Below are 25,563 nucleotides of genomic sequence, written 5' to 3'. Positions count from 1 at the left end.
GTTGTAATCCGTCCAATCCACTTTATTTTTGGTCATATACTATTCATTGCTCTACCCGATTTCAGAAGGACTCTTGCCCGTAAGCATCTTGAACACCTGACTGAAATATGTCGCGTTACGGAACCCGGTCATCTCACTAACCTCGTAGACCATGTAATGCCCTGACTGTAACAGTTCCATCGCCCGTTGAATTCGGTACCCGTTCACATAACTCACAAAATTCTCTCCGGTTACTCTCTTGAACAGCTGACTCAAATATTTGGGGTGTACAAACAGCCCCTTGGCGATCGCTTCAAAACTGATCTCTTCAGCATAATGCATTTCAACGTACTGTTTTACCTGCTCCACCAGTTTATTGCTTTTCTTCTCGCCCATCTCTTTCCGTGTCTGATCCATCCAGTTTCGAATAATGCCGTCCATCCAGCATACCAGATCCTGCAGCGCATATTTGGATTGAATCTCCCGCAAAAAGGTACTCATCGCGAGCGGTGGTGCCAGCATGGGATAATGCCGGTTCCAGCTATGAATCAGCGTGTCGAACAGACTCACAGCCACAACTTGCACATCCTGAATACTCGTACCACTCCCTTCGTCCAACAAAGTGCGTAGATGAACCCATATGTCCTCTGCCAGATCAGTCCTCATATCCGCCCAGCACTCATTCCATTGTCGCAGCAATAGCGAGTAATCCGTCACGCACGGCTCTAAAGTATCTGATGAATCATATCGGTAAACCCGGCTCCCGCCCTGAAATTCTGCTTTCTCCAGCGCTTCCCTGCTCTCCAGATAAGAGTCCATCATCTCACACAAGTGACCTTTGGACGTCCCGATACCTGCACTCATTTCGATCTTGAGATACGTAAAAATCTGATCCATCATCCGGTCCAGTAGGGACTCCATCTGCTCTAGGTGGTCCACGTCCAATAGAAGCAGCACAAATACCTGATCCGAATAATCCACAATCTCTACCTGACCGTCAGACATCTGTACAACTTGCTGTTCCTTGACGGTCTCCTGAATAATATCCGCTGCCCCATACCTTAACAGCTGCCAGTCCCGCTCTCTCATTCGTGTCAGGAAGCCGGGGCGATGAAGCTGCAAACTGATGGCGCGTACCTGAGCGGGCATGCGAATCCCCACATATTCCATACGCTGCGCAGGTAATTCCTCTGCCTGATAGCGCGTGGTCAACAGCTCATGGAGAAACAGTTTGCGCAGATAAGGAACCACCCGTCCAATCTCTTGTTTGTACGTCTGCTCCAGCCGCTCATGCCGCTCCCTCACATCCTGTTCCAGTAATACCTCACGCAGAACAGACTCAATCTCCTCCACCCCTGCAGGCTTCAGCAAAAAATGATTCACGCCCCAGCGCATGGCCGCCCTGGCATTCTCGAATTCGTCATATCCGCTAAGAATGATAATCGGCAGATGGGGATGATCCCTCCGCAGCTTCTGCGTAACCTCAAGTCCTGTCATTCCTGGCAAATAGACGTCCGTCATGACAAGATCCGGACGCAGCCGCTGGAACAGCTCCAGTGCTTCCACGCCATTGGCTGCCGTTCCTGCAATGTTGAGGCCAAGGGATGGCCAATCAATATGTTCGGTCAATGCTTTTACAATATGTGGATCATCGTCTACGAGCATAATCGTTTTCATTCATTTTCACCGCCCAGCCACAGAGTTAACTGATCTTCCGTTTCAATGCGCGGCAGCGTAATGGTCACTTCTACCCCGCCCAATTCACCTGTACATAGATCAACGCCATACCCGGTGCCACAATACAGTTGAATACGCTGATGTACATTCCGTATACCGATGCCCGACGTCTCCTCCAGTTTCCAGCCTTCAGGCAAGCCCTGTCCGTTGTCTCTAATGCGAATGATGATTTTGGGTGCATTAGCAGACTTTACGGTTGGACGATAGCCCATAGATTGGCTGCCTAATTCGGATGACTCCGTTGATGATTCGGTGAGAAGGCAGGTTGAAGAATCATTTGCTCCTGATAGACGACTGCTCTCCGACTCACCCATATCAATCTGTATGCGAAGTTTCCCTTCCTTTGGATACCCATGCATGACCGCATTTTCTATAAAGGGCTGCAAAATGATCTTGGGAATATAACAGCCGCGGACACGTGGATCAATCTTTTCCTGATAGTCGATGGAAAAGGGCAACCGCTCGGACTGAATGTTGACGTAACAACGGGCATGCTCCAGTTCATCCCGCACTCGAATAAACAGCCTGCCACCGCTCAATCCAATGCGTAACAGTTTGCTGAGCTGTACAATCATCCGGCTGATATCCTTGGCTTCATAATCCAGGGCCCGCCAGTGGATCATATCGAGTGTATTGTACAAAAAATGCGGTTTAATTTGCGCCTCCAGTAAACCAGTCTGGGCTTCACGCTTCGCGCGGCTCTCTTCCTTGACCTGATCCATTAACGCTGTCAGCTGTGAAGCCATATGGTTGAACCCATAAGCCAAATGGGCATATTCCTCGGTGAATGATAACTGAACACGGGTATTGAAATCCCCCTTCTCCAGCTGCCTCATCCGTTTGATGAGCTGACGCAAGGGACGAACAATCCGTCGCACGAACAGATACGCGAGTACAACCGAGCATAATAACCCCAGTACGGCTATCCCAAGGACCTGCCAGCCCGCCTGCCTCATTGGAGATAATAAGGTATGCACAGGAATGGTCTGCACCAGATGCCACTGAAGCATGGCTGGCCTTGAATACAAAACAAGCTGCGCTCCTCCGCCCTTGCCGGAAACTACTTCAAATCCGTCCTGCCCGTGCTCGGCGTGCTCCTGAATCCATGCGCTGTCTACAACAGGTTCACTTTCCCCGGTTGCAGAAGCATTTGCAGAGGTATTAATAGAAGATAAAATTTTTGAGTTACCTTTGGTTAAGGTCAAATCTTCATCAGACGTTCCCTCTACAATGTCCTCACCCATTTGCATGACGACATTGCCTGCGGTATCCACCAACAGCACCTGTCCATCCAGTACCATGGGCATATCCGCAAATCTCCGTACAATGTCCGCGCGACTCAGCCTTATGAGCACGTACGCCACCGTGCCACCCCGGCTGTCAAAGATTCGCTGCGCGTATCCGATCAGCGATTGACCAGACTCGTTTTCCCGCAAAGGCACCCAGGCCGCATCCGCCTGCTCCAGTGCAGCAAACCATGAATCGCCGGCAATCGTATTCACTGGATAGATGCGGTCAGCCATCGTGACGGTGACCCCGTTGAAGGCATCCGTATACATCTCCACCGAGGTAATGCCTTCACTGACAACCAGCGTATGATCCAGTATTCTGGATAACTCCCGCCGTTGGTGGATCTGTGTCAGCCTTCCCGTTCCGTTTGTATCCAGCAGATTCGACAGCTCACGATTGCTCGCCAGAGAGTAGGCTGTGCCTGTCACCCCTGTAATAAAATCAAAACCACGGCGTGTACTCTCGTTCAGGAGAGCTAGTCGCGCGTTGCTGATCTCGGTAAACGTAACAGCAGAGAACGACTGGTACGCCAGCCAGACAATAACTGAGACAAGCATCAGGTTAAATACAATAAAGCAAGTCACCATCAACGTGGAGAGCTTGCTTTGTTGCAGCTTTTGATTTAGAAATAACGAAAATTTTCGTTTCCGCATGCGGAGTCAACTCGTTTCGTCTTGGAATTACCCTTTGAGCCCGGAGGTCGCGATTCCTTCCACGAAGTACTTTTGACACACGATAAATACGACAAAACAAGGCACCAGCGACAGTACTGACATCGCAAACATTGGACCCCAATCCGATTGGGAACTGGAATCAAGGAACAGGCGCAGACCCAGCGGTACTGTGTATTTGCTGACATCACTCAGATAGATCAACTGGCTGAAGAAATCGTCCCACGTCCACAAAAAGGTAAAGATCATTGTCGTCACTAGCGCCGGAAAAGCCAGCGGAATGATAATTTTGGTGTAGATTCGTACAGGACCGCATCCATCAATTGTAGCCGCTTCATCCAGCTCTTTGGGCAATCCCCGGAAGAACTGAACCATCAGGAAAATGAAGAATGCATCTGTTGCCAGCCATTTCGGCACCACCAGTGGCAGATACGTATTCACCCATTCCAGATGGTTAAACAGGATATATTGAGGAATCAGCGTCACATGATGTGGCAGCATGATTGTCATGAGCATGAGCCCAAAGCAAATCGCTTTGAAACGAAAATTCAATCTGGCGAAGGCGTACGCTGCCATGGAGCAGGAAATGACATTGCCGAGCACAGCACCCAGCGACAGGACGACCGAGTTGGTCAGAAAACGGGAGAAGGGATTGCCCTGAATCCCCGTCCAGCCATTAATGTAATTTTGCCAATTCCATTCTTGCGGCCAGAACCATGTTTCAGTAAAAATCATATGTCCCGGTTTGAATGAGCTGCCCAGCATCCAGAGCACCGGATATAGCATCACAAAGGCAATGACCGAAATCAGTACATGTTTGGCGACTACCCACGCACCAGAGTTTCGTTGTCCAATCATGATTTTCCACCATCCTCATAGTGCACCCACAGCTTGCTGCTGCGGAATACCAGCAATGTAAAGACACCGATCAGGATCACCAGCACCCAGGCCATCGCGGACGCATAACCCATCTGGAAGAACGAGAAACCTTTTTTGTACAGGTATAGAGAGTACATTAATGTTGAATTGACGGGCCCTCCGCTGCCGTTACTGATGACAAATGCCTGAGTAAATGACTGGAAGGAGGTAATCAGCTGCATCACAAGATTGAAAAAGATCACCGGTGACAGAATCGGCAGTGTGATATAGAAGAATCTCCGGAGTGGGCCTGCTCCATCTACGGCGGAAGCTTCGTCATACTCAGGTGGAATCTGCTTCAAACCTGCCAGGAAAATAATCATCGACGATCCGAACTGCCATACCGACAACAGTACGATCGAATACAGGGCATACTTCGGGTTCGCGACCCAATCGGGTGCCTTAATGCCGATCATGGCAAGCACCCCATTGAGCAGTCCGTCACCGCCCAGCATTTTGCGCCACAGCATCGCGATCGCGACACTTCCCCCAAGCAGGGTTGGAATATAATACACCGTACGGTAAATGCCAAGCCCTCGGATGCCCTTGTTCAACAGCATCGCCACCAGCAGGGCAAAGATCAGCTTGATCGGTACGGATACAGCGACGTACGTAAATGTGACCTTGAGCGATTGGGTAAACAGTTTATCCGATGTAAACATCGTGGTGTAGTTATCCAGACCGACCCAGGAAGGGGCGGCCAGGATACTGTAGTCAGTGAACGAAATGTATAAGGAAACGAGCATCGGGCCAAGTGTAAGAAACAATAATCCAACCAGCCATGGGGCTAGAAACAGAAGTGCAGCTCCATTATGGGCGTATCTCCGTTTTACCCGCCGGGCTGTTACATGCTCGGTTCGGGCTTGGCTGACCTGTGTTGTACTCATCTTTGCAACCTCCCGTCGGAATTAGAAATGGAACCAGCCAAATGTTATTGACTTGATGCAAGTGTCGCCTTAGCCCCTTCAATGAACTGGGCAATCACATCCGGTGTGCTGCCTTGACCAAAGGCGATCTGCTCACTTGCACTCTTGAAGCTGGTATCCACTTCGGAGAATCCTTGCGGGTATGGCGGATCAATCTCACTGGAGTTCTTCGATACTACATCGATAAATTGGAAGATGGCTTGCTCCGCTTCGGGCAGCGTAGGCTGCATCTTCTCACGGATGCTGGCATTGACGGGTACTCCGCGCTCCGAACCGAGAATGGCGGTCGCTTCGGGATCATTCACCATGAAGTCGATAAACATCGCCACTTCCTTCGGATGTTTTGTTTTGGCATAACCGGACAGGAACTGACCTGCTTTCAGGTATTCACCGATTTGCTTTTCCCCCACACCGTGCGGAAGTACTTGTATCCCAAGCTTATGGTCCTGGTTTTTGTTCACCTGCTGGAACGTCAGCAATTGATTAGACCACGCAAAATCCATGGCAGCTGTACCAAGCGAGATCGGGCGTGTTTCCAGCGCATTCGTTGTGGATGCTGTCACTTCCGCAGAGGTAGCGCCCCCGTTCTCACGAAGTGCACCCCACATGTCGAACCACTGCTGAAGCTCCTCGCTGGTTGCTGTCATCGTGCCACCATCAAATAGCCCCTTGCCTGTTTGCCGAATAAATACCTCAAACATGTTGGTGGTTCCCGAAACATCCGCCGAACCGTAGAAACCATCACCCTTCTCTGCTGCAATTTTGGCAGCGATATTGCTGAAATCTTCCCAAGTCCAGCTTTCCTGCGGCTCCTCAATGCCAAGCTCCTGGAATACGGTCGCATCATAGATGACACCTGGTGCATTTACACCCAATGTAATCGCGTATAATTTATCATCAATCGATCCGGCTTTGAGCATGCTCTTGTCATGATCCTCTGTACGCAGCTCTTTGCTTTCAGCAAATGGAGTCAGGTCAAGAAGCGCACCACGGCGGGCAAAATCGGTTAGAAAAGCGTAATCCATCTGTATGATATCCGGCGCATTGGAACCAGCTACCTGTGTGGTCAGCTTGTCAAAGTAACCATCCCAACCGGAATATTCCGGTTTGATGGTAATGCCGGGGTGTTTCTCTTCAAATAGCTTGATCACTTTGGTCGTGAGATCGTGGCGAGTCTGTGATCCCCACCAGGTCATGCGAAGTTCAATATTGCCGGAAGAGTCACTTTTGCCCCCCTCATTAGATGAAGCTGAAGGTTCTGAAGTTCCTCCTGAACAGGCTGTAGCAAACATGAGTAGGGACAGGCATAACAGGGTTACCCACTTTTTGGTATTCAACATGAATGAATTTCCTCCCCTTTTGCTTATATGGAATCGCTTACAAAAACTATTGTAACGGCCCACAGCTGCTCATGACATAAACAAAAGTAAGCTTTCCTGTCAAAAAAGTAAGGGGTTGAGACAAATACAGTTATCCATTCATTTCAGATGATCCATATATTTAAAGTGTTTAAATAACCACCAGGAATCTGACTCCAGGTGGTTATTCATATATACAGCAGTCTTTGTGCAAAGCGCCATGACTCGTTACATCTCAACGGTTACCATATGTCATACAATGAAACGTTCAAGTAGATATCATGCAAGGCTTCGATAAAGGTATTCTGGAGTTGGACTGGCCGTAAAATCTCAAAACTTGGACTTTGAATGCAGATCAGATTCTTTCTACTGGTTGTACTGACACTTTCAGGACTTCGTCACAACAGGTGATGACGCCTTATGCTGAACCAGATGTTTCTTCATCTTCGCTACTTCGGTTCCTGCCAGCATCATAATGCCAATACCATGATTGTCATTCGTCACAGTGAGCAGGTCCTTGTTGTAGTATTCAGCGGTAAACGCATATCTCGACCCGCTGCACACTCCATGTACATTCCCCTGACGGTCAATGGCTTTATTGGTTAATCCGTTCCACGCCTTCTCAGCCGCCTCAGTGTAACGCTCAGGCTGATCTAACCAACCAAAACGAACTCCCCGTGCAAAACCATAGGCAAACATCGCTGTACAGGAGGCTTCCTGGTATGTTTCCGGATCATTTAATACCTGATGCCACAACCCACCTTCTCCTTGCAGAGCTGCATACCCTTCACATAGTTCGTTAAAGAAGGAGATTAATGCCGAGCGCTCCGGGTGATCTGCTGGCAAAGCTTCCAATACCTCGGACAACGAAAAGAGAGTCCATCCGTTACCCCGTCCCCACGGAATCTGTGTCGCTTGTCCGTATTTGAAATCATAGACGTGGGACATAATCTTGAATTCAGGCATAAACAGATACTTCCGGTACAATAAAAATTGTCTGGCGGCTTCGTCCAGTGCTGACATATTCCCCGTCAATCGGGCATAACGCACGAGAAACGGTGTGCTCATATAGAGATCGTCCGCCCACATCGTATTCTCGGCAAAATCACCAATGCACTCGCGGTAAAATGCGCCGTCTTCCTGTCGTTCCAACCGAGAGAGCATAAAATCTGCAATCCGTTCGGCAATTGGCAAGAACGTTGACTCCTGACATTCGGCGTAGGCTTCCAGCATCGCTGAGCCAAAAGAGCCACAATTGTCCAACATTTTCAGCATAACCAACTGCTGGTTAACCGCCGGAAAACCATACTGCTCCCGGTCCCATAATGAGTACTCATACATGCGGGTACACGCCTGCACATGTTCTGCCGCATAACGGGTTATATCCGGTCTCTGCAAATAGCGTCCGGTTTGCAACAGACCATACACGGTGACACCTAGTGGATAGTCCCAGCGACCATAATTGGTGACACTGCCTACTGTCCATTTGTTACTGAGCATTGCATTTTCATAATAGGGGCGTATCCACGCATCCGGTCTATCCAGTCGCCAATACATGCGTCCGGTCTGAGACTGGTGGAGCCCCGTTTCTTCTGAGTTATCCTGCGTTAAACTACCTTTATACACCCGATCTGTACGGATCAGATCCTGCAAATCAGGTTCGACATCCTTCGATGTAAAAGGTCCGAGATATAACCACGACTCCCCAGAAGCTCCGTGCACACGTTGGGGAAGCTCCAGCTCCAGTTGCTTTTCATTCACCGATGCATTTAAAACAAAAGCCCATGTCCCAGCCATATCCCCACATTCACTGCGTACCAAAAGGTCACTCCGTCCAAAAGCTGCCCGAATATCTGCCTCAAATGGACCCGCTTTCTCCACTTGCACCGCCAGTTCGCCGTTCAGCCATATATCCAGCGGCCCGGAGGATTGACCAGATAAACGGATAGGGCAATCGCTTGAATCGTTATTGTTCAATCGTGTCCATGCGTAGACTCGTTGACCAGGAAGATGTCCGTATATTCGTTCCAGTGCTGGTTGCGTCTGCTTTTCCTCTGACCATTGGGGGTTAGGCAGCCACTCCAGTCTGTGATCTTCTTCTTTTCCAAGCAGATTCCATTCTGCATAACTGGCCTCCGCTCTGTCGGATATATTGTCCAGGTTAAACGTGAGCAGTTCTTCCGAACTTACCGGCTTCGAATACACCCATCCCGCCTGTCCTTGTCTCTCCTGAAAAGGAGCGAGCACATTCAAAATGCGCACTTTCCCCTCGTCCGAGCCAAACTGGCATCCAAATCCCGCAGGTGTATATTTCATCTCCAGCACCAATGTATTCCATCCCGGTTTGATATCAATTCCCAGCTTCACGGTCGCGTTCGGGTTGATCTCATCCATTACTGTAGAGCGATATACCAGCTGCTCATTAAAATAGAAACGAACAGGTCCATAACAGCGGACCAGCACATCCAGATTCCGATCTTCATCCCCCCAGACCAGTGCTGCAGCGTATGAAACCTGGCCTTTGTGAGCATCAGGAAAGCATTTACTTAAATTCAGATCATACAGACCTTTTTTGTTCTGCAGAATGCCAGACTTCTGAAATACCCGATATACAAAATCAGCCTGCGCATTAGCCCCAATATATCTCTCAGCCAGTACCTTCAACACCTGATCCTGGTCTTCTCCGAATCGATAATACATGCTCTGCGGTTCACTGAAATATGTTGTCATTGAATGCCCACATTCCTCTCCTGGTGGAATTAATAGGTATAGCGCTTAACCTTTGTGAGATAATCCCTTTTGGCGAACGTTGATGATACTTCTTTTATTTTTGGAACAATCGAATAATAAACCAAGTATAACTGACCTGCTTCATGGTGGCTACAGAATTTTGATTGCGCTTACAGAAATATAAAAACAGATTCCTTTGCTTTCTTTCTCTACTTGTCGTCACTCTCTGGATCAAAGATTAATCTCCGTTTAAATCGGGGTAGGGATACCGATATATATGATAGCTTATGATAGCTGAAATACACAAAGCCTCCGTTGCACTTTCCATTTAAGGTAGTGAGCGGAGGCTTTCGTTCCATTTTGATAAAAAAATGTGTACAAGGCTGTCCTGTTTCTTAAATTTCCACAGCTACGCCGTAATGGTCAGAGACCACCGGGCCATTCTTTCCGTTGAGAACTACCATCGATGACTTCGCCTGTACCGGGCGATTCGAGAAAATATAATCAATACGCAGATCGCGTTTGTTATCCGCCCAGCCGGCAATGGCTTTGACCACGGTTGCACCGTCATCCTTATGCTCCGCCGTTGTGTACAGGTCATTCCAGCCCTTGCCCATCATATAATCATAACCTTCCCCACGTACTTCTGCGACATTATTAAAATCCCCCATCATATACAGCGGCTGGTCCATATATGGAGCAAGCTTGCTCTCAGTGAGTTCCCACTGCCCCTTAAAAGGTTCTTGTTCATCATCCCACCAGTTATAATGTCCATTCACAAACCAGGTTGCTTCACCTTGGACGGTGGTCTGTACACCTACAATTTTGCGTGTCCGGTAGTTGTCGTAATCTCGCATGTGGGATACATATTCCCCAAAAGCCTGTGTGATCGGCGTCCGGCTCAGGATCGCCAGCCCTTCATCGTATTTGCCGAAACCAACATGGGCCGGAATCCATGTCCAGTAATACGTATCGGTTAGTTGCTTGAGCAGAACGTAGGCGTAGTTGTCTTTTTTGATCACAGCATCCGATTCCGTGGCAAAATAATGTTTCAGTTCCTCCGCAGACAGCGCTGCTTCTTGCATGGATTGGTTGACCTCCTGCATGGAGATCACATCAAATTGATGTATATTGATAAAGTCAGCGAGCTGGCTGATCTTGTTCAGTTGGTCTTCTTCTGCCCAAGCGTGGGTATTTAACGTAAGTATTTTCATATGCTCTCTCTCCTGTTGTTTGAAATTAAGCCGAAGCCCGGCCTGCATCGTTCCTAAAAGGAATACATACGCTAAGCATACACAAGACGAGCCTACTATGCATGGTATATGGTAAAAAAATAGAGATTAACACGCTTGGAATTCTACCTATCAAAAAGTCTCATCCAAGTTCTCAGAACCGATGCACGGAGCACACGATAACTGATATGATGGTATATGAAATGTACACCATTACGTCAAGACGTGGTGATTACTGAACCTATTATTTCCCCAGGAGATGGAATGATGAACATACCGAATGACATGAACATGGATGATGCGCAGTGGCAACAGCTGATCAGGCAGGTCGCAGAACATTTTAACAACCTGACGATCATGCGCGGATTCCAATATTATAAACAGAAACGCGTCGGACCATTAACCTACACCGAACAAAACGGAATTTTGGCTGAAGTGCAAGGCTCCGATGATTATAAGGTTACTCTAAGCTTGCAATCACTGAACACCAGTCATTGCACCTGTCCGGTAGGTTCTCATTGCAAGCATATGATAGCCGTTCTAATGAGTTATACAGAGCAACTGGGGCGACCCGTGCACGGCATTGTCAATGCTCACTCCAGTACAGCACTGAAACAGGCACCAAAACCTGCTGCTATAGCGTCCGCAGAGCGTTCGGATTACACATCGCATGAAGAGGATCTCAGCATCCCTGATAATCAGTATAGCCAAATCAGGGAACGTGCAACGGAACTTGCAGAACTTGAAATCACGGAATGGCATGAGCTATTTCGTGCATGTCTGAAACGACTGGGGACAGGCACGCCAAGTACATCGTATGTGCAGACCGCAGCGGACGAGCTCTATTCCATCAAACCTAGGCTGTCCGCTGGCATGGATCAGTTATTTGAGCTGCATGTTCAGTTGTACCTGATACGCTTCTGTGTGCCTGCCCGCAATTCAATCACACATGCCCCTGTGTATCTGAGCTATCCTGCTCAACTTGCCATGGATGCACTCCAGAAAGGGTTGGAACAGATTCTTAGCCGTCCATTGGATCTCTCCAGTCTGAAGGGCACGAAGCTTGAACAGCATTGGAAGCGGCTTGAGGAAACCTCAGCTTATCTGCGTACGCAGATGATATCCGAGACATCCAGCATCATGTTCTTCACCCCGATCTATCGACAACTTTGGTTGAACTGGATCGTTCCTCATCTTCAAGGAGCCCAAAAAATGGTGGATTCAGAGCTGGAATTTCTTAAGGAAATAGAGAACAACCTGACCCCTGCTTCCAAACCCGCCAACCCCGGTGGGAGCGTGTTGAGCGTAGCCAATTTAACCGAAGACGGGAATGTTACGCCGAACAAATCTGTCCCTCTACCCTTGCCGCTGGTATTGGCGCAGAGCTGGATGTATTTCCATTTGGGGCAAGATGAGCAGGCTTGGCAGCGATTAGTCAGCGGAAGCTCGGCATATGGCATCCCGCCGGAGCATCTGCTTCATTTCCTCCACGTACTTGCAGATTCTTCCGACTGGAAGCGGCTGGGCGAGTGGTTAGTGCACCTCGGACCTCTTCTGGCAAACCGACGGAACTCCCCTCTGAATGATTACATGCAGTTGTGGGACACAGCCATTCATCATCTGCCCGATGTAGAGCATCGCATGTGGGACACACTCGTCAGCATGCTGCCTCATTCCCGTCCGGCATATGAAGAAGCGATGCATTCACGGGGACAGTGGCGGCGATGGATTGATTTTCAACTGAGCACAGAGACAGAGCCGCTTGAATTTCGTGTAACTGTGCTACAGCCGATTGAAAAGGATGCACCAGAGCTGCTGCTGCCTTTTTACCATCAGGCTGTGGAACGTTATATCGGGCACAAAAACAGAGACGGATACAAAGCAGCCGTAAAACTGCTGAAGCGATTATCCAAAATTTATAAAAAATTGAAGCAGGAAGAGCACTGGGAGCAGTTTATCACCACATTGGCTGTTCGCAACAGCCGACTGCGCGCCCTGCAGGAAGAGCTTCGGAAAGGTAAGTTGATCTCATGAGCCTATTGCACCCTTACACCGAAACGATTGAGGTCCACGTTGCATTGACCGGATATGGGGATGCCTTGTTCTATGGAGCACTGAACACCCATCACTTTGTATCGGGGCAGTCTCTCAAGCAGCGCTTATTCGCTTGGCATGCGCCCTCTTTCTATGGTACAGAACTGGAAACGAGACAGATCGAAGAGATTGAACTGGTCGTACTGCCTGCGGAAGAAGTGATTCCTTTTTTCAGCGATATGCACACCCTTCTGCACATTGAATGGAAATGGGACGAGCAGGCAGAGCACCTGATCCGGCTGGCTCCGGTACTGGCAGCAACGATTGAAAACCGTAAATATATACCCAGCTTCGCTGCATTCCGTTCAGGACAATTGCAATGGACCTGGGACCCGGACAGCTTGAAAAAGCAGGATCGAACAGCTCTTGGCAAAGCCCTGGAACAGACAGATGAGAGCTATGCTGAAGGACTGAGTGCTGCCTATTCCGCTTCCGTATTCCAGCGATGGTACAGCACGGAAGAAGCTGCCACCGATCTGCGGCGCGAGTTCCCGCAGCTTTTTCCGCAACGTGGCGCTCCTCCTCAAACAGCCGGAATGGACGCCCAATCCTGGCTGTTGTCCATTGGCTGGAAGGCTGATGCAGCACCATTCCGTCCACTCCTGCAATTACTGGAGCCGGAAGATGATGAACCCGCATGGAGACTGCGGCTGGTATTGCAAAATAAACTGGATGCGACCGTATTGGTTCCCGTTCGGTTGGATTCACGCGGCAGGCTGGAAGGTGAATGGCCGGATGTATGGACGCCGTTCATCCTTGACCGTTCCGCTGGCTGGCTGGAGCAATTGCGAGCGCATCTGCCCCGAATTAGCCGCACTATTAGCGGCAGCCGGGATGTGCTGAGTGATCCATTGGGAGATCAGGATGCTTGGCTGTTCCTGACACAAGACAGCGGACGACTGCTCGAAGCTGGCTGGCAAGTACTGCTTCCGGGTTGGTGGGAAGCTGCGCGCAAGAAGAAACCCAAGCTGCGTGCCAAGGTGAAGCCGGAGGAAGGCAGTGAACGAGGACAATCGTTCTTTGGCCTGGACTCGATCATTCATTTTGACTGGCGTATTGCGATTGGGGATACGGATCTCAGCGAGGAAGAATTCGCTGATCTTGTCGCCCGTAATGAACGGCTGGTCCGCTTCCGCGGGGAATGGGTTCCCCTCGACCCGGACTTACTGGAGCAGATCCGCCGGGCCATGGGCGGTGTGGATCAGGAACAGGGACTATCGTTTCAGGATATTCTGCACCTGCATCTGCTGCATAATGAGCAGCGAGAATATCGCAACCAGAAACGCAAGGAAGGGCAGGAAGAGGAAGAAGAACAGCCACAATCCAACGAGAACATTCGTCTTGAGGTGGAACTGAACGAACACCTGAACCGGGTCATCGCACAGCTTGGCGGTGGGCAAGGGGGTGCTCCTTCCCTGCCTATTCCTTCGGGACTTCATGCAGAGCTGCGCTCTTATCAGAAGGAAGGCTTTGCCTGGCTTGGATTTCTGCGCAGGTTTGGCCTTGGAGCTTGTCTCGCCGATGACATGGGACTCGGAAAGACGATTCAGTTCATTACGTATTTACTTCATCTCAAAGAGAATGAGGATCGCTTGCCTGGACAGGCCCCAGCCCTTCTCATCTGTCCCACTTCTGTTTTGGGGAATTGGCAGAAGGAGATCAGTCGTTTCGCGCCTTCAATTAACGTCAGTTTGCACTACGGAGCACGAAGACTGAGCGGAGAAGAGTTCCGGGAACAGACTGAACAGGTGGATATCATCATTACCTCCTATGCAACGGCTACGCTGGATCAGGACATGTTACAGTCGTATACGTGGGCATCGATCTGTCTGGATGAAGCGCAGAATATTAAAAATGCTCAGACGAAGCAATCCATGGCGGTACGCAGCTTCCCGGCAAAACACCGGATTGCACTGACGGGTACGCCGATTGAAAATCGGCTGTCCGAGCTATGGTCGATCTATGATTTTATCAATCCGGGATATCTGGGCAGTGCACGGGCATTCCAGACTCGCTTTATCAGCGCGATCGAGAAGGATAAGGACGAGCAACGCATGCAGGATTTGCAGCAGTTAGTGAAGCCCTTCATGCTGCGCCGCAAGAAGAAAGATCCGAATATTCAACTTGATCTGCCAGACAAAAATGAGATGAAAACGTATATTCACCTTACGGGTGAACAAAGTGCACTGTATGACCAGTCCGTTCAGGAACTGATGGACAAAATGAAAGAACTCGAAGGCATCAAGCGCAAAGGCGCTATTCTGTCTGCCTTAACCCAGCTCAAGCAGTTGTGTGACCATCCCCTGCTGCTAACCAAAGAAGCCTTACCCGAGACAATCTCCTCGGATGTCTCATCTGTGACAGCGTATGACATGTACACTCCTCAGGACATGGCCATGCTAATCAGCCGCTCCGCGAAGCTGGAACGACTGATGGAACTGGTCCGTGAATTGCGCGACGAAGGCGAACGGTGCCTGATTTTCACTCAATACATCGGCATGGGACAGATGCTGCAACAGGTATTGAGACAAGAATTGCAGGAACCTGTACTGTATCTGCATGGGGGTACGTCCAAGACGGCACGGGATCGCATGATTGACGAGTTCCAGTCCAGGACGTTGCCTGCGGCGGAACAACCATCCGTCTTCATTCTGTCCATCAAAGCAGGCGGTGTGGGCTTGAACCTGACCGCAGCGAATCATGTATTCCATTTTGACCGTTGGTGGAACCCTGCCGTGGAAAATCAGGCTACGGACCGCGCCTATCGGATGGGACAGACGAAGGATGTTCAGGTACACAAGTTCATCTCGCTGGGCACACTCGAAGAACGCATTGACGAGATGCTGGAGAGTAAGCAGCAGCTCAGTGACAATATTATTACCAGCTCTGAAAACTGGATTACCGAGCTGTCCACGGACGAGCTGAAGGACCTGTTCACACGGCGCCGCGACTGGTCGGGTTAACTCCAGACTGGATTGATGCACATACGTAAACTTGTAAATAGTAGAATACAAAAAGAGCGAAGTTTCGGAGTTTGAATTCCGACTTCGCTCTTTTTGTATTAACCAATTCAACCACCCCATACAGTGCTCTTCATTGGTTAAGGTGGCTCAGGAGGTTGATTTCATCCTAGCGCATGTTCCCGATGATGGACGATCTTGAGTCTTGCATTTTCTTGATAAAGTTAGTCATCACATCAAAAGCTTCATTGCGTTTGTTGCTCATAGACTGCAAACGCAGCATATCCATTTGTTGTGAATTACCAAGCGCATCAATTTGGCCTCTCAGGACTTGAGCTTGGGAAGTATCCCCACTCTGAATAGCTGCCTGCAATTTCGTGTTCAGCTCTGCAATCAACTGATTGCGGTTCTGGACATTTTGAATCTGTGCCTGCAATTGGCTATCCAGCAATCTGGTGCGTTCTTGCTGAACCATCATCAAAGCTGTTTCGATGTCCATACTGCTCAGGTCAATGCTTGCGATGGAAGACGCCACCGGGTTTGTCACAGTTGCACTTGCTGCAGAAGCAGAAGTTACAACCGATACAGCTGCGATGGCAGCAACAACCGTGGAAGAAATCAATTTGCCTGATTTTTTCATAACCTACACCTCCTTAATGTCTATAGATACCCTCCATTAACTGGCATCTTTCGACATCATATATCGAAGGTCCTAGCTCCTACAACCCAAATTCACAAAGTTGAGACTAAATTGATACAGATAGATGATTCCATTGCCTCACTATCCATCCATTCCAATACAAATTCAATCAATATCAGGAAGTGGATCCTCGCCTGCCCGCCTCAACTGAAGGGTGTAATACTGTCCAATTCGTCCATGATATAGAACCTCTTCTCTCTTCCCAAAAAATAATTGTGACCATATGTGCTGGGTGAAAGTCTAATTCATGTAAAACCAAAGGGAAATGATTTCCCACAACCCAAGAAAGGAGCTGGTACCAATGGAATGGGCCGACCTCGTAAACCAAGCCATACAGGGAGATCGCGATGCCTTTATCAGGCTCATAAGAGAGATTGAAAATTCCCTATACAATACTGCAAAATCCATGTTGCGAAAAGAGGAGGATGTAGCTGATGCCATTCAGGAGACTATCCTGAAAGCCTATAAATCGATGCACACCCTTCGTGAACCCCAGTATTTCAGAACATGGATGTTCCGCATCCTTATCAATGAATGTAATACCATGTTATCCCGACGTTCCCTCTCCAACTCCTATGCGGAGGTGCCAGCACAGCAGAAGGAATATTCCAGTCCCTACGATGAGGTAGATATGAGAGAAGCAGTTGATCGGCTTGACGAACAAAAACGAATCGTTATCGTGCTGCATTATTTCGAGGATCTCTCCCTGCGGCAAGTAGCTGAGGCGCTCGATATCTCCGAAAGCGCGGTGAAAATGAGATTAAGCCGGGCAAGACAGGAGCTGTATCACAAATTCAAAAACTTTCGGGAGGTAAAACTACATGTCAAACCCGTTTAATATCGATCAGGAATTAAGAGCACAAGCGAAAGAGCGTCCGGTCATGTCAACAACTGTACGCAAACGAATCGATGCCACGTTAGAATCTCTACCAGAATCATCGAGTATGAATTCAGAACCATTTTCACGCAAACCCCGTCTTCGCCAAGGTTTGCGTCGTACAATCGCAGCGACCATCGCTGCCGGAGTGCTGGGTGTGACCGTGTTTGCATCCGGATTTGTGTCTCCCGTTATGGCTGACTCTTTGCGCAGCATCCCGCTGGTTGGCAGCCTCTTCAGCTCCATTGAAGCCGATATGGGATTGCGTACGGCAGGAGATAAAGGTCTTACAAAGCTCGTAAACAGCAATGTCTCTTTCAAGGACGTGAGGCTGGAAGTGTCGGAAACCGTATATGACGGTACTCGTGCAGCCTTCCTGGTTCATGTCACCGCGCCCAACCTGAAGAATGGGGAGTATGACAACGGCAAGGACATCGTGAAGCTTAGCAACGGAATTGATAATGTCTTTTTCAATGTAAATGGTACAGGGCAGGATAGCGGTTTGTTCTACGGCCCTGCAGGACAAACACAGCCGGATACGTTGCTGTTCGAGCAGGTAATCCCCTCAAACCAGGCCGCTGCAGGACTGCCGGATCAGTTTGACGCCGAGGTCACGTTCACTTTGCAGGGCATTGATCATGAATTTAAGCTGAACATTCCTTTTACGAAAACGACCGAAGATATTCAGCATATTAAACCCCATGCCATCGTTTCTAATGATATGATCACCGCATCCGTTACGGAAGCCCAGGTTACGCCGATTACGACACGCGTGTCTACGGTGATCTCGCTTAATGGACAGAATACGCTTACGGCCAAAGATGAAGAGCAGCTGCGCCACATCGGATTTGCGATTTATGATGATCAGGGCAGACAATTGACCGCATTAAACGGTGAAGGCTTGTACGAGGGAAATCAATTAAAATCCGAACGGATCTACGCCACAACTCCTGGTGACTCAACGTATTTGATCGTAAAGCCGTTTGAGATTGAAGATGATTTTACGGAAGAGATCACAGATCGGCAATTCATCAAGGGAATGGACATGAAAATCGAGCTTAATCAACCGTAAACTATACATTCAAAAAGGAGTCTTTCCACATGTCCATTCAACTTACGGTTGCGTCCATAACTGTACTGGGTCCACTATTTATTCTCTTCCTAATTGCCCTGGTGTTCTACACCAGGGTGAACCAAATCAGATACACGTTCAGGCAGTACACCCTAACCATTGCGTTTGCTATCTATATTCTGGCAGTCATGCATTTGGTCTTCTTCCCCATTGATGTCAATTTAGGTATATATGCCAATCAAACGCCCTGGTACAAAACGATCCAGTTCATTCCCATTCTGACATTGGATATCCCCAGTTTTGCATTGAATATCTTGCTGTTTCTGCCGCTTGGTTTCATGCTTCCTCTGGTCAAGTCCTCGTTAGACTCCGTGAGGGAAGCCGCACGAATCGGATTGATCTTCAGTTTTTCCATAGAAGTGCTGCAGCTCATCATCCGGGTTACCCTCGGTAATGGCCGTTCTACTGACATAAACGATCTGATTGCCAATACAGCGGGCAGCATCATTGGTTATCTCATTTTTCACAGGCTTACCAAAGTTACGATGGGCCAGGACCTAATCCACCCATGGAGGCTCCCGAACCGTTCCCATCAGAAACATTCGTAGAGGACAGTTTCCTCTTAAATCCGGAGTTGCATGCAGACAAAATATGGTGAACTCCCTCAGATGAAAAAAGTGATACGCTATGGTACAATGAAGGAATTGTGTATTCACTGACAGACATAGGGGTAAAGTTGTGAATCCATCCTGATTCATCCAACATTTATCCATGCCTACGCTGTTAATCTAGGGAGGTTTATGGAACAACCATGCTCATTATTGGTATCGCCGGAGGAACCGGCTCCGGTAAAACGACGGTAGCTCGCTCCGTCATCGACCGTCTTGGATCGGGCAAAGTGACTTTCATATCCCAGGACAACTATTACAAAGACCAGTCGCAGCTCACCCCTGAGCAACGTCGACTCACCAATTACGATCATCCGTTTGCATTCGATAATGATCTGTTAATTGAGCATCTTACCCTGTTAAAACAAGGCCACACGGCATATGCTCCCGTATATGACTTCACCATAGATAACCGTGCCGCCGATGAAACGGTGGAACTGGCACCGAACCATATCATTATTGTGGAAGGACTGCATGTCCTGATCGATGAACATTTGCGCGCCCTTCTGGATATCAAGGTATTTGTCGATACAGATTCCGATGTGCGTATTCTGCGCAGAGTACTGCGGGATATGGAAGAACGTGGCCGTACGATTCAATCCGTGTATAAACAATATCTCGAAACCGTCAAACCGATGCATGATGCTTTTATTGAGCCTTCCAAAAAGTATGCAGACATCATCATTCCCGAAGGTGGACATAATGAAGTTGGCATTCAGATGTTATCCATTCTGACTGAGAAATATCTGACCGGTGAAAAATGGAATGGCGCTTAATTCAACACTAATCTGCTGCAGTAGGCGCTATGACCTATCGCGTCCCTAGTGAGACAAAATGGACATCGCTCATAAAGTAAGACCTCTGAAATCCAGGTTGCTAATTAATGCAATCTGGATTTTTTCGGCATTTCTATTTTATAATGGACTCCATAGCTGAAAGGAGACATCACAACATGGCTACTTTTGAAGAGTTTATGCAGCATGATATCCGCGTTGGTACAGTGGTGGAAGCCGAACCTTTTTCAAAGGCTCGCATCCCTGCCATCAAAATGGTTATCGATTTCGGCCCACTCGGCCTTAAGCGCTCCAGCGCCCAAATTACAAAACGATATACCCCCGACATGATGATCGGAAAGCAGATTGTTGCTGTAGTCAATTTTCCGCCGCGCCGAATTGCTGGTTTTGTATCCGAAGTACTGGTGCTTGGCGGTGTACCTGGAGAAGGTGACGTTGTTCTGTTAACGCCAGATCAGACATTACCCAATGGAACGCCGATTGCCTAATTTTTCATCATATTGCTATCCCTTCTTTTCAAATGTTTGGAAATCGGTTATTCTTGAAGTACATTATTGAACTACATAGGACTGACACCTTAAAGCATAAGGCTATGAATCTGCGGATTCGTGGCCTTTTTTTGCATTTTTTCGAGGTTAAATGGGTCTTGAGGAGGATAGGGTGCACCTGGAGTGGATGGAATTTATTGAAAAATAATGCCAATTGCCTAGTTTTACATGGTAGAATATTGTTGATTATGACAAATTTAGTATCTAGTCGTGTGAAGCAGTGGCGTACATACACCAAACAGGTGACGACAATCGAGAGGAGCAGCATTTATGAAAAAGATAATGATTTCCGGGGTAACCGCATTGGCATTATTCACAGGGGGAATTGTGGGTTCGGGAGCGATAGGAAATTCGGTACAAGCCGCTCAAGCTACACTGAAATTCAAAGACGTCCCCTCTACACACTGGGCCGCTGAGGCCATCAATTCGGCAGTTGAGCAAGGATATTTTAAAGGATATGCAGATGGAACATTCAAACCAAGCTCCCCTGTCACCAAAGCAGAAATGGCAAGTATTCTGGGGCGCCTTGCAGATCAGCCTGATGCCGCCACACAAGAACAAAACAACTTCACAGATGTACCCGATTGGGCTAAGAGCGGTGTTTCCATTGCGATCAAGAAAGGATTTATCAGCCCTTCCAAGTACAATGGGAAACTGGATGCACAGGCACCACTTCAACGTGGAGAAATGGCCTCATGGTTAACGCAGGGACTGACTGTTGTTGATCCTGAGTACAAACAAGCCCTATCTGATGTAACCAACACGGTTGTGCCTGTGAAAGAGTACTTTACAGGTAAGCTCGCAAGCTCGCAAAAAAATGCGGTTGCAGTTGCTCTGGGTACGGGATTAATGAGCGTGGCAAATGATAAAAACTTTGGAACAGACCGCACAACCACACGGGCTGAAGTGGCTGTTCTCATCGCTCGTTATGCTACCGTGGCTAAAACGAAGCCTGCTGATTTTCAAGGTTTGAATGAGTTGCGTGAGGTGGGGCTGACTGGGACGAATTTGAGTGTTATTGCGCCTAAATACAAAGTAATCCCTGAAAGCAAGTATCCTGAATCATATGACTACAGCAAGGTCACAGGTGAATTTTCAAAAATTCGCAACCAAGAATTGGTTACTAAAACTAATTATGCTGATATCAAAGTGAAGAACTGGATTGTGGTTAACCCTTATGTAGAAGGAGACGCAAGAAGTATTTACTACCCAGCTTTTGTTGATGAAAAAAATAAGCCCTTAAGAGGAGCGTATTATTCTTTTGCTGAATTTGAAATGAATATCAAAAACTCAATGAATCAGTTACAAGGGGGAAGTCTCATCCAGGCTGTAGCTATGAATCCTGTTATATCCCCTAGCAGTAAGGCGGTTTCAGATTATAGCATACCTCATATTAATGATTTGCTCGGTGCAAAGGGAGTATTTATTGTGAAAAACCCAGTTTACTGGGGAAAAGGTTTGTTGCATTTCGACAATGAATTAAATCCAGAAGTTTTCCTTACGTTGAAGGATGGAACTATCTACAGAGTGAGACCTAATTAATAACTAATGATAAGGGTGATACACCGTGCGTTTGCCTAAAGTATTGAAGAAACCACTTCTCTCAGCTCTCGCAATAAGCTTGATCTTTAATTCACCTCCTGCTGTATTCGCAGGAGGTGGGCCCGGGCAAAAACCAGTTTTGCAAGCAGCTCGAATGGAACCAACTACTGCGGCTAAATCTCAGAAGAAAGTAATTCCTCTGGAGGGTAAAGGAAATACGAATATCGGTATATATGTTTATCAACTAGATAATATGAGGTGGAGAGTAGATGGGGAATGTAATGGTCAAACCCTAAGTAATAACCCTTCTACAAATAAGCCCAATTCTTCAACAGTGTGTATTGATTTATCTTTAGAAGCTCCCAGTTATCAGCCTACAGAATATTTAGATAAACTCGGTGAAGCACATCCTAGAAGTGAAATCACTTCCTCTTCAATCTCTCCAGAATATATGGATAATACAGCATACTACGAGCCCGGAGAGCCTATTTTGCTCAGTGTAGATTCTTTTACTGAAAAAAGAACCAAATTCACAGTGCAAATCGGTGGTGCCATCGAACCTAAAGCTTACAGACCCTATAACCCTCCTAAATACTCAGCGGACTACATATTTTTCACTGACTTATACTGGTATGCGAAGGCTGAAGTAACCAAAGAGATCAATCTCACCGGTGGCGGTCGACTTAGCCTCAACCAATCGAAGCAATTAAACGCTACGGTAAAAACGAAAACGGGAGACGGTAATTTCGGAGCTGAGACCAATGTAAACACGGGCAGTGGTGGGACAACGACATGGAGATCTTCCAATCCAGGTGTGGCTACCATCAGTAATTCCGGTTTGGTTCAAGCCGTCAGCAGGGGAACCACGACTATCACCGTCTTATGGGAGAAGGACGGGTTCACCTTAACTACTACTACAACTGTAGGTGTAGAAGAAGATCCAGGCAATGATGGTGGCAATAACAACGGTGGCGGTGGCTCCTGTTCCCCTACCATTGGCCCGCCGTCTCAAGGAACCACGATGAACATGAGTGATTTGGATCCGAATGCAAATGGAGTAATTAAAGCAGACAATAGATCCGCAGAAAAATTTGATGTGTTAAAAGGCATCCCGACTTCTGAATCTTTGTACACCAATGCATTTGCTGACAGCTACCTATTCAAACAAGCATGGGTCAAAATGACAGGTAAAACAACGTATGATTGTAACGTAACGATATCCTATGCCAGAGAATGGACTGAATCTGGACCAGACATCTGTACCGAGCAAGGTTGCACTCCCGGCCCATCTCTCCCAGCAAATGATACGGTGCCTGTACCTTACAACTTCCAGATCACAAGAGACTACTCCTACTGGAAAATCAATAACCTTGAAGTGTACAGAATCGCTAAAGCAACAATGAAAAATTATGCCTTACCTGGTGAAACGGTCACGATGATGCCTTCAGGATACATACCACCAACGTTAGAATCGAAAAATGATGAAGCCGTAGAAAGCCATGTAAAACCGGGCCAAACGAGTGCAATCTCATACACGCCACCCAAATTAACCGGAAGTTTGAATTCACCTCCGAATGTGCCTGATGATACTTCTCGATTAAAAGGAATGGCCGAGTCCAACACACCTCAAAGTAAAGTGAATAATGACTTGGTTAAATTCAATAACACCAAAATTATGGATGATGCAGAAACAACCAAAGATGGCCCAACCCCAACGAATATTCCTAATCCAACGACCATTGGACAGGATGTTCTGTATAAGCCCAATAACATGATTAGTAATACACTCATGAATAAAGAACATACGACCAGTTCCGGTGAGATCCATTACGAGGTGGTACCGGGTAACGTAAACGGCGGTTCAAACAAAGTGTTACCGATTAATGGCATCAACACCGTTACGGTTCATACCCCTGTCGTCAACTATGCTTTCGTCTCGGATGATCAACCGCACAATCAGAAGACCATTCCAGATACAACTCGTTCAGCCCTGATTCTGGAGCGACCATTTATCGTGCGTATTCCCACATCAGGACAGCATATGGACGTAGCAAGTTACCCGGGTTATGGCAATCGGGACTATGCCAAATATTTTCGCATGAAGCAGGTTCGCTTCCCGTTTGATGTCTATAACGCAGACCGAAGCCAGTTTATCCCTACCAAGACCTGGGTAGATATTCCGGTGAATCAGTTGGATACCACCTTTTATCTCCCGGTTTGGGTCGATGAGGGGAACTACCAAGTCGAATTCCGCAATATTGCGGAGAACGCACCGGCGACATTCACTGAGCAACCGGATGCCAATACCAATCTGGCGCACCATGTCGCCTCGGATACGGTCCCTGTTGAAGTCATCGGACGCTTGTATGATTTTCATGTCACCGATATATCGGACTATAACTGGGAAAATGTATTTCGCAAGCAACTGGGCAGCTCGGAACCTACGGGGGTTAGCTACTGGACTGGATTAAATCATATTGATGGTGATCCACGAGGAAATCTGGCACCCTTCATATTGCCTATACGACCAGGCAGCCATCCGGTACAAGGGTTCCGCAACGTAGCTGTGAAGACCGGGTACCACATTAAGTTTGACCTGAAAACCAAAGGTAATATGTTTGGCAAACAGGATGGTGTTCGGATTACACCGACTTTCTATTTTGTGAGCAAAGATGGCTCTTCTCGGCAGGAAGTGGATCTGTACTACCACCGGGGTCAGGAACGGCTGATCCGTATCGGAACTGCGGAGGATTTGGAGAAACGGTTTGTCGTCCTCAATTCGCGTCTGCGGAATGTACCCGGCACGGAGCTGGGCGATACCGCGCGTTACCAGTATACCTATGAACTGACAGCAGAGGAACAGAGCCAAACTACATTGGCTGATTATATGGTCCGACTGGTGGATCAGATCTCTCACCAGAAAACGTGGGTGGGACGCTATGATTGGATGATCCTGTCCGCTCCAATTCGCACATTGATTGGACCAAAAACAAATATTCCCACTGGGGTTAATGTGGATCGAGCCAATGCTGCCATTCAGCGATGGTATGGGGAGTACAGTCTTCCCGCAGATGTCTACGCCGTGCCGAAGGGAACGGATCTCGAACCGCTTGCCCGACAAAATCAGTTGGATGAAAAGGCCGCTGTATTTCTAAAGAACGGTTATATCGTGGTCAACTTCAATCTGGAGACGTTAAGGAATGGCAATACGGGTGCACCGCATCTGCAATACATTCATGCACCACTCATGAATCAGTGGCAGATGGAAGGCTTCAGTAACATTCCTGTAGACAGCCAAGGCAAAACCTGGCCTGTAAAAGATGGCGATGTGGTCTTTTATCATGCAGATCAGTCCAGCCGGAACGATTTCCAATCCCAAGTGCCGCATTAATCATCAACAAAAGGGTTGCTTCATAAGTCATGAATATGACTTTGCAGCAACCCTTTTGAATTTAAACTCTCGAACT

Annotated in this window: 17 protein-coding genes; 9 read left to right on the top strand and 8 right to left on the bottom strand. The window is 47.9% G+C overall.

What is annotated here, in order from left to right; genetic code table 11:
• Positions 1-51 precede the first annotated feature (51 nt).
• The 7 genes from JNUCC31_RS15985 to JNUCC31_RS15955 form a co-directional block, all read right to left on the bottom strand.
• On the bottom strand, positions 52-1,656 hold the full coding sequence (locus JNUCC31_RS15985; protein WP_192272540.1) for a response regulator: 1,605 nt from the start codon (positions 1,654-1,656) through the stop codon (positions 52-54).
• Positions 1,653-3,659: a cache domain-containing sensor histidine kinase gene (locus tag JNUCC31_RS15980; RefSeq protein WP_192272538.1), complete on the bottom strand. Its 2,007-nt coding sequence runs from the start codon at positions 3,657-3,659 to the stop codon at positions 1,653-1,655. The genes JNUCC31_RS15985 and JNUCC31_RS15980 overlap by 4 nt, the downstream gene beginning before the upstream one ends.
• A 27-nt stretch (positions 3,660-3,686) precedes the next feature.
• Positions 3,687-4,535 carry a carbohydrate ABC transporter permease gene (locus tag JNUCC31_RS15975; protein ID WP_192272536.1) on the bottom strand — a complete coding sequence of 283 codons (849 nt, stop codon included), beginning with the start codon at positions 4,533-4,535 and terminating at the stop codon, positions 3,687-3,689.
• Entirely contained in the window at positions 4,532-5,482 is a 951-nt protein-coding gene (locus tag JNUCC31_RS15970; protein WP_228469676.1) for a carbohydrate ABC transporter permease, read from the bottom strand. Before JNUCC31_RS15970 ends, JNUCC31_RS15975 begins: the two co-directional genes overlap by 4 nt.
• A 44-nt stretch (positions 5,483-5,526) precedes the next feature.
• Positions 5,527-6,861, bottom strand: coding sequence for an ABC transporter substrate-binding protein (locus JNUCC31_RS15965; RefSeq protein ID WP_192272534.1), 1,335 nt, complete (start codon positions 6,859-6,861; stop codon positions 5,527-5,529).
• 405 nt (positions 6,862-7,266) lie between these two features.
• Positions 7,267-9,609: a glycoside hydrolase family 88/105 protein gene (locus JNUCC31_RS15960; protein ID WP_192272532.1), complete on the bottom strand. Its 2,343-nt coding sequence runs from the start codon at positions 9,607-9,609 to the stop codon at positions 7,267-7,269.
• 395 nt (positions 9,610-10,004) lie between these two features.
• Positions 10,005-10,823 carry an endonuclease/exonuclease/phosphatase family protein gene (locus JNUCC31_RS15955; protein ID WP_192272530.1) on the bottom strand — a complete coding sequence of 273 codons (819 nt, stop codon included), beginning with the start codon at positions 10,821-10,823 and terminating at the stop codon, positions 10,005-10,007.
• Between the two features lie 282 nt (positions 10,824-11,105).
• Between JNUCC31_RS15955 and JNUCC31_RS15950 the strand changes: the two genes are divergently transcribed.
• Positions 11,106-12,875, top strand: coding sequence for an SWIM zinc finger family protein (locus JNUCC31_RS15950; RefSeq protein WP_192272528.1), 1,770 nt, complete (start codon positions 11,106-11,108; stop codon positions 12,873-12,875).
• 5 nt (positions 12,876-12,880) lie between these two features.
• Positions 12,881-15,898, top strand: coding sequence for a DEAD/DEAH box helicase (locus JNUCC31_RS15945; protein WP_192273056.1), 3,018 nt, complete (start codon positions 12,881-12,883; stop codon positions 15,896-15,898).
• A gap of 166 nt (positions 15,899-16,064) precedes the next feature.
• Here the strand turns inward: JNUCC31_RS15945 and JNUCC31_RS15940 are convergent, their stop codons facing one another.
• Positions 16,065-16,535: a hypothetical protein gene (locus JNUCC31_RS15940; protein ID WP_192272526.1), complete on the bottom strand. Its 471-nt coding sequence runs from the start codon at positions 16,533-16,535 to the stop codon at positions 16,065-16,067.
• Positions 16,536-16,896: 361 nt separating this feature from the next.
• Here JNUCC31_RS15940 and JNUCC31_RS15935 point away from each other — a divergent pair, with 361 nt between their 5' ends.
• The 7 genes from JNUCC31_RS15935 to JNUCC31_RS15905 all read left to right on the top strand — a co-directional run bounded on the left by JNUCC31_RS15935 (position 16,897) and on the right by JNUCC31_RS15905 (position 25,487).
• On the top strand, positions 16,897-17,433 hold the full coding sequence (locus JNUCC31_RS15935; protein ID WP_192272513.1) for an RNA polymerase sigma factor: 537 nt from the start codon (positions 16,897-16,899) through the stop codon (positions 17,431-17,433).
• The gene (locus JNUCC31_RS15930) at positions 17,417-18,544 is read left to right on the top strand and encodes a DUF4179 domain-containing protein (RefSeq protein WP_192272511.1); all 1,128 of its coding nucleotides are present in this window, start codon (positions 17,417-17,419) and stop codon (positions 18,542-18,544) included. The genes JNUCC31_RS15935 and JNUCC31_RS15930 overlap by 17 nt, the downstream gene beginning before the upstream one ends.
• Positions 18,545-18,573: 29 nt before the next feature.
• Complete coding sequence (locus JNUCC31_RS15925) at positions 18,574-19,152, top strand: VanZ family protein (RefSeq protein ID WP_192272509.1); 579 nt, start codon at positions 18,574-18,576, stop codon at positions 19,150-19,152.
• Positions 19,153-19,355: 203 nt separating this feature from the next.
• Positions 19,356-19,988 carry a uridine kinase gene (gene udk / locus JNUCC31_RS15920; RefSeq protein WP_192272508.1) on the top strand — a complete coding sequence of 211 codons (633 nt, stop codon included), beginning with the start codon at positions 19,356-19,358 and terminating at the stop codon, positions 19,986-19,988.
• A gap of 176 nt (positions 19,989-20,164) precedes the next feature.
• Positions 20,165-20,494: a chaperone CsaA gene (gene csaA / locus JNUCC31_RS15915; protein ID WP_192272506.1), complete on the top strand. Its 330-nt coding sequence runs from the start codon at positions 20,165-20,167 to the stop codon at positions 20,492-20,494.
• A gap of 330 nt (positions 20,495-20,824) precedes the next feature.
• The gene (locus JNUCC31_RS15910; protein ID WP_192272504.1) at positions 20,825-22,096 is read left to right on the top strand and encodes an S-layer homology domain-containing protein; all 1,272 of its coding nucleotides are present in this window, start codon (positions 20,825-20,827) and stop codon (positions 22,094-22,096) included.
• Between the two features lie 451 nt (positions 22,097-22,547).
• Positions 22,548-25,487 carry a DUF5704 domain-containing protein gene (locus tag JNUCC31_RS15905; protein WP_228469675.1) on the top strand — a complete coding sequence of 980 codons (2,940 nt, stop codon included), beginning with the start codon at positions 22,548-22,550 and terminating at the stop codon, positions 25,485-25,487.
• The last annotated feature ends 76 nt before the right edge of the window (positions 25,488-25,563 follow it).

Origin of the sequence: Paenibacillus sp. JNUCC-31 (genome assembly GCF_014844075.1) — a bacterium.
GTDB lineage: Bacteria > Bacillota > Bacilli > Paenibacillales > Paenibacillaceae > Paenibacillus.
This window is presented reverse-complemented; position numbering and strand designations above follow the sequence as displayed.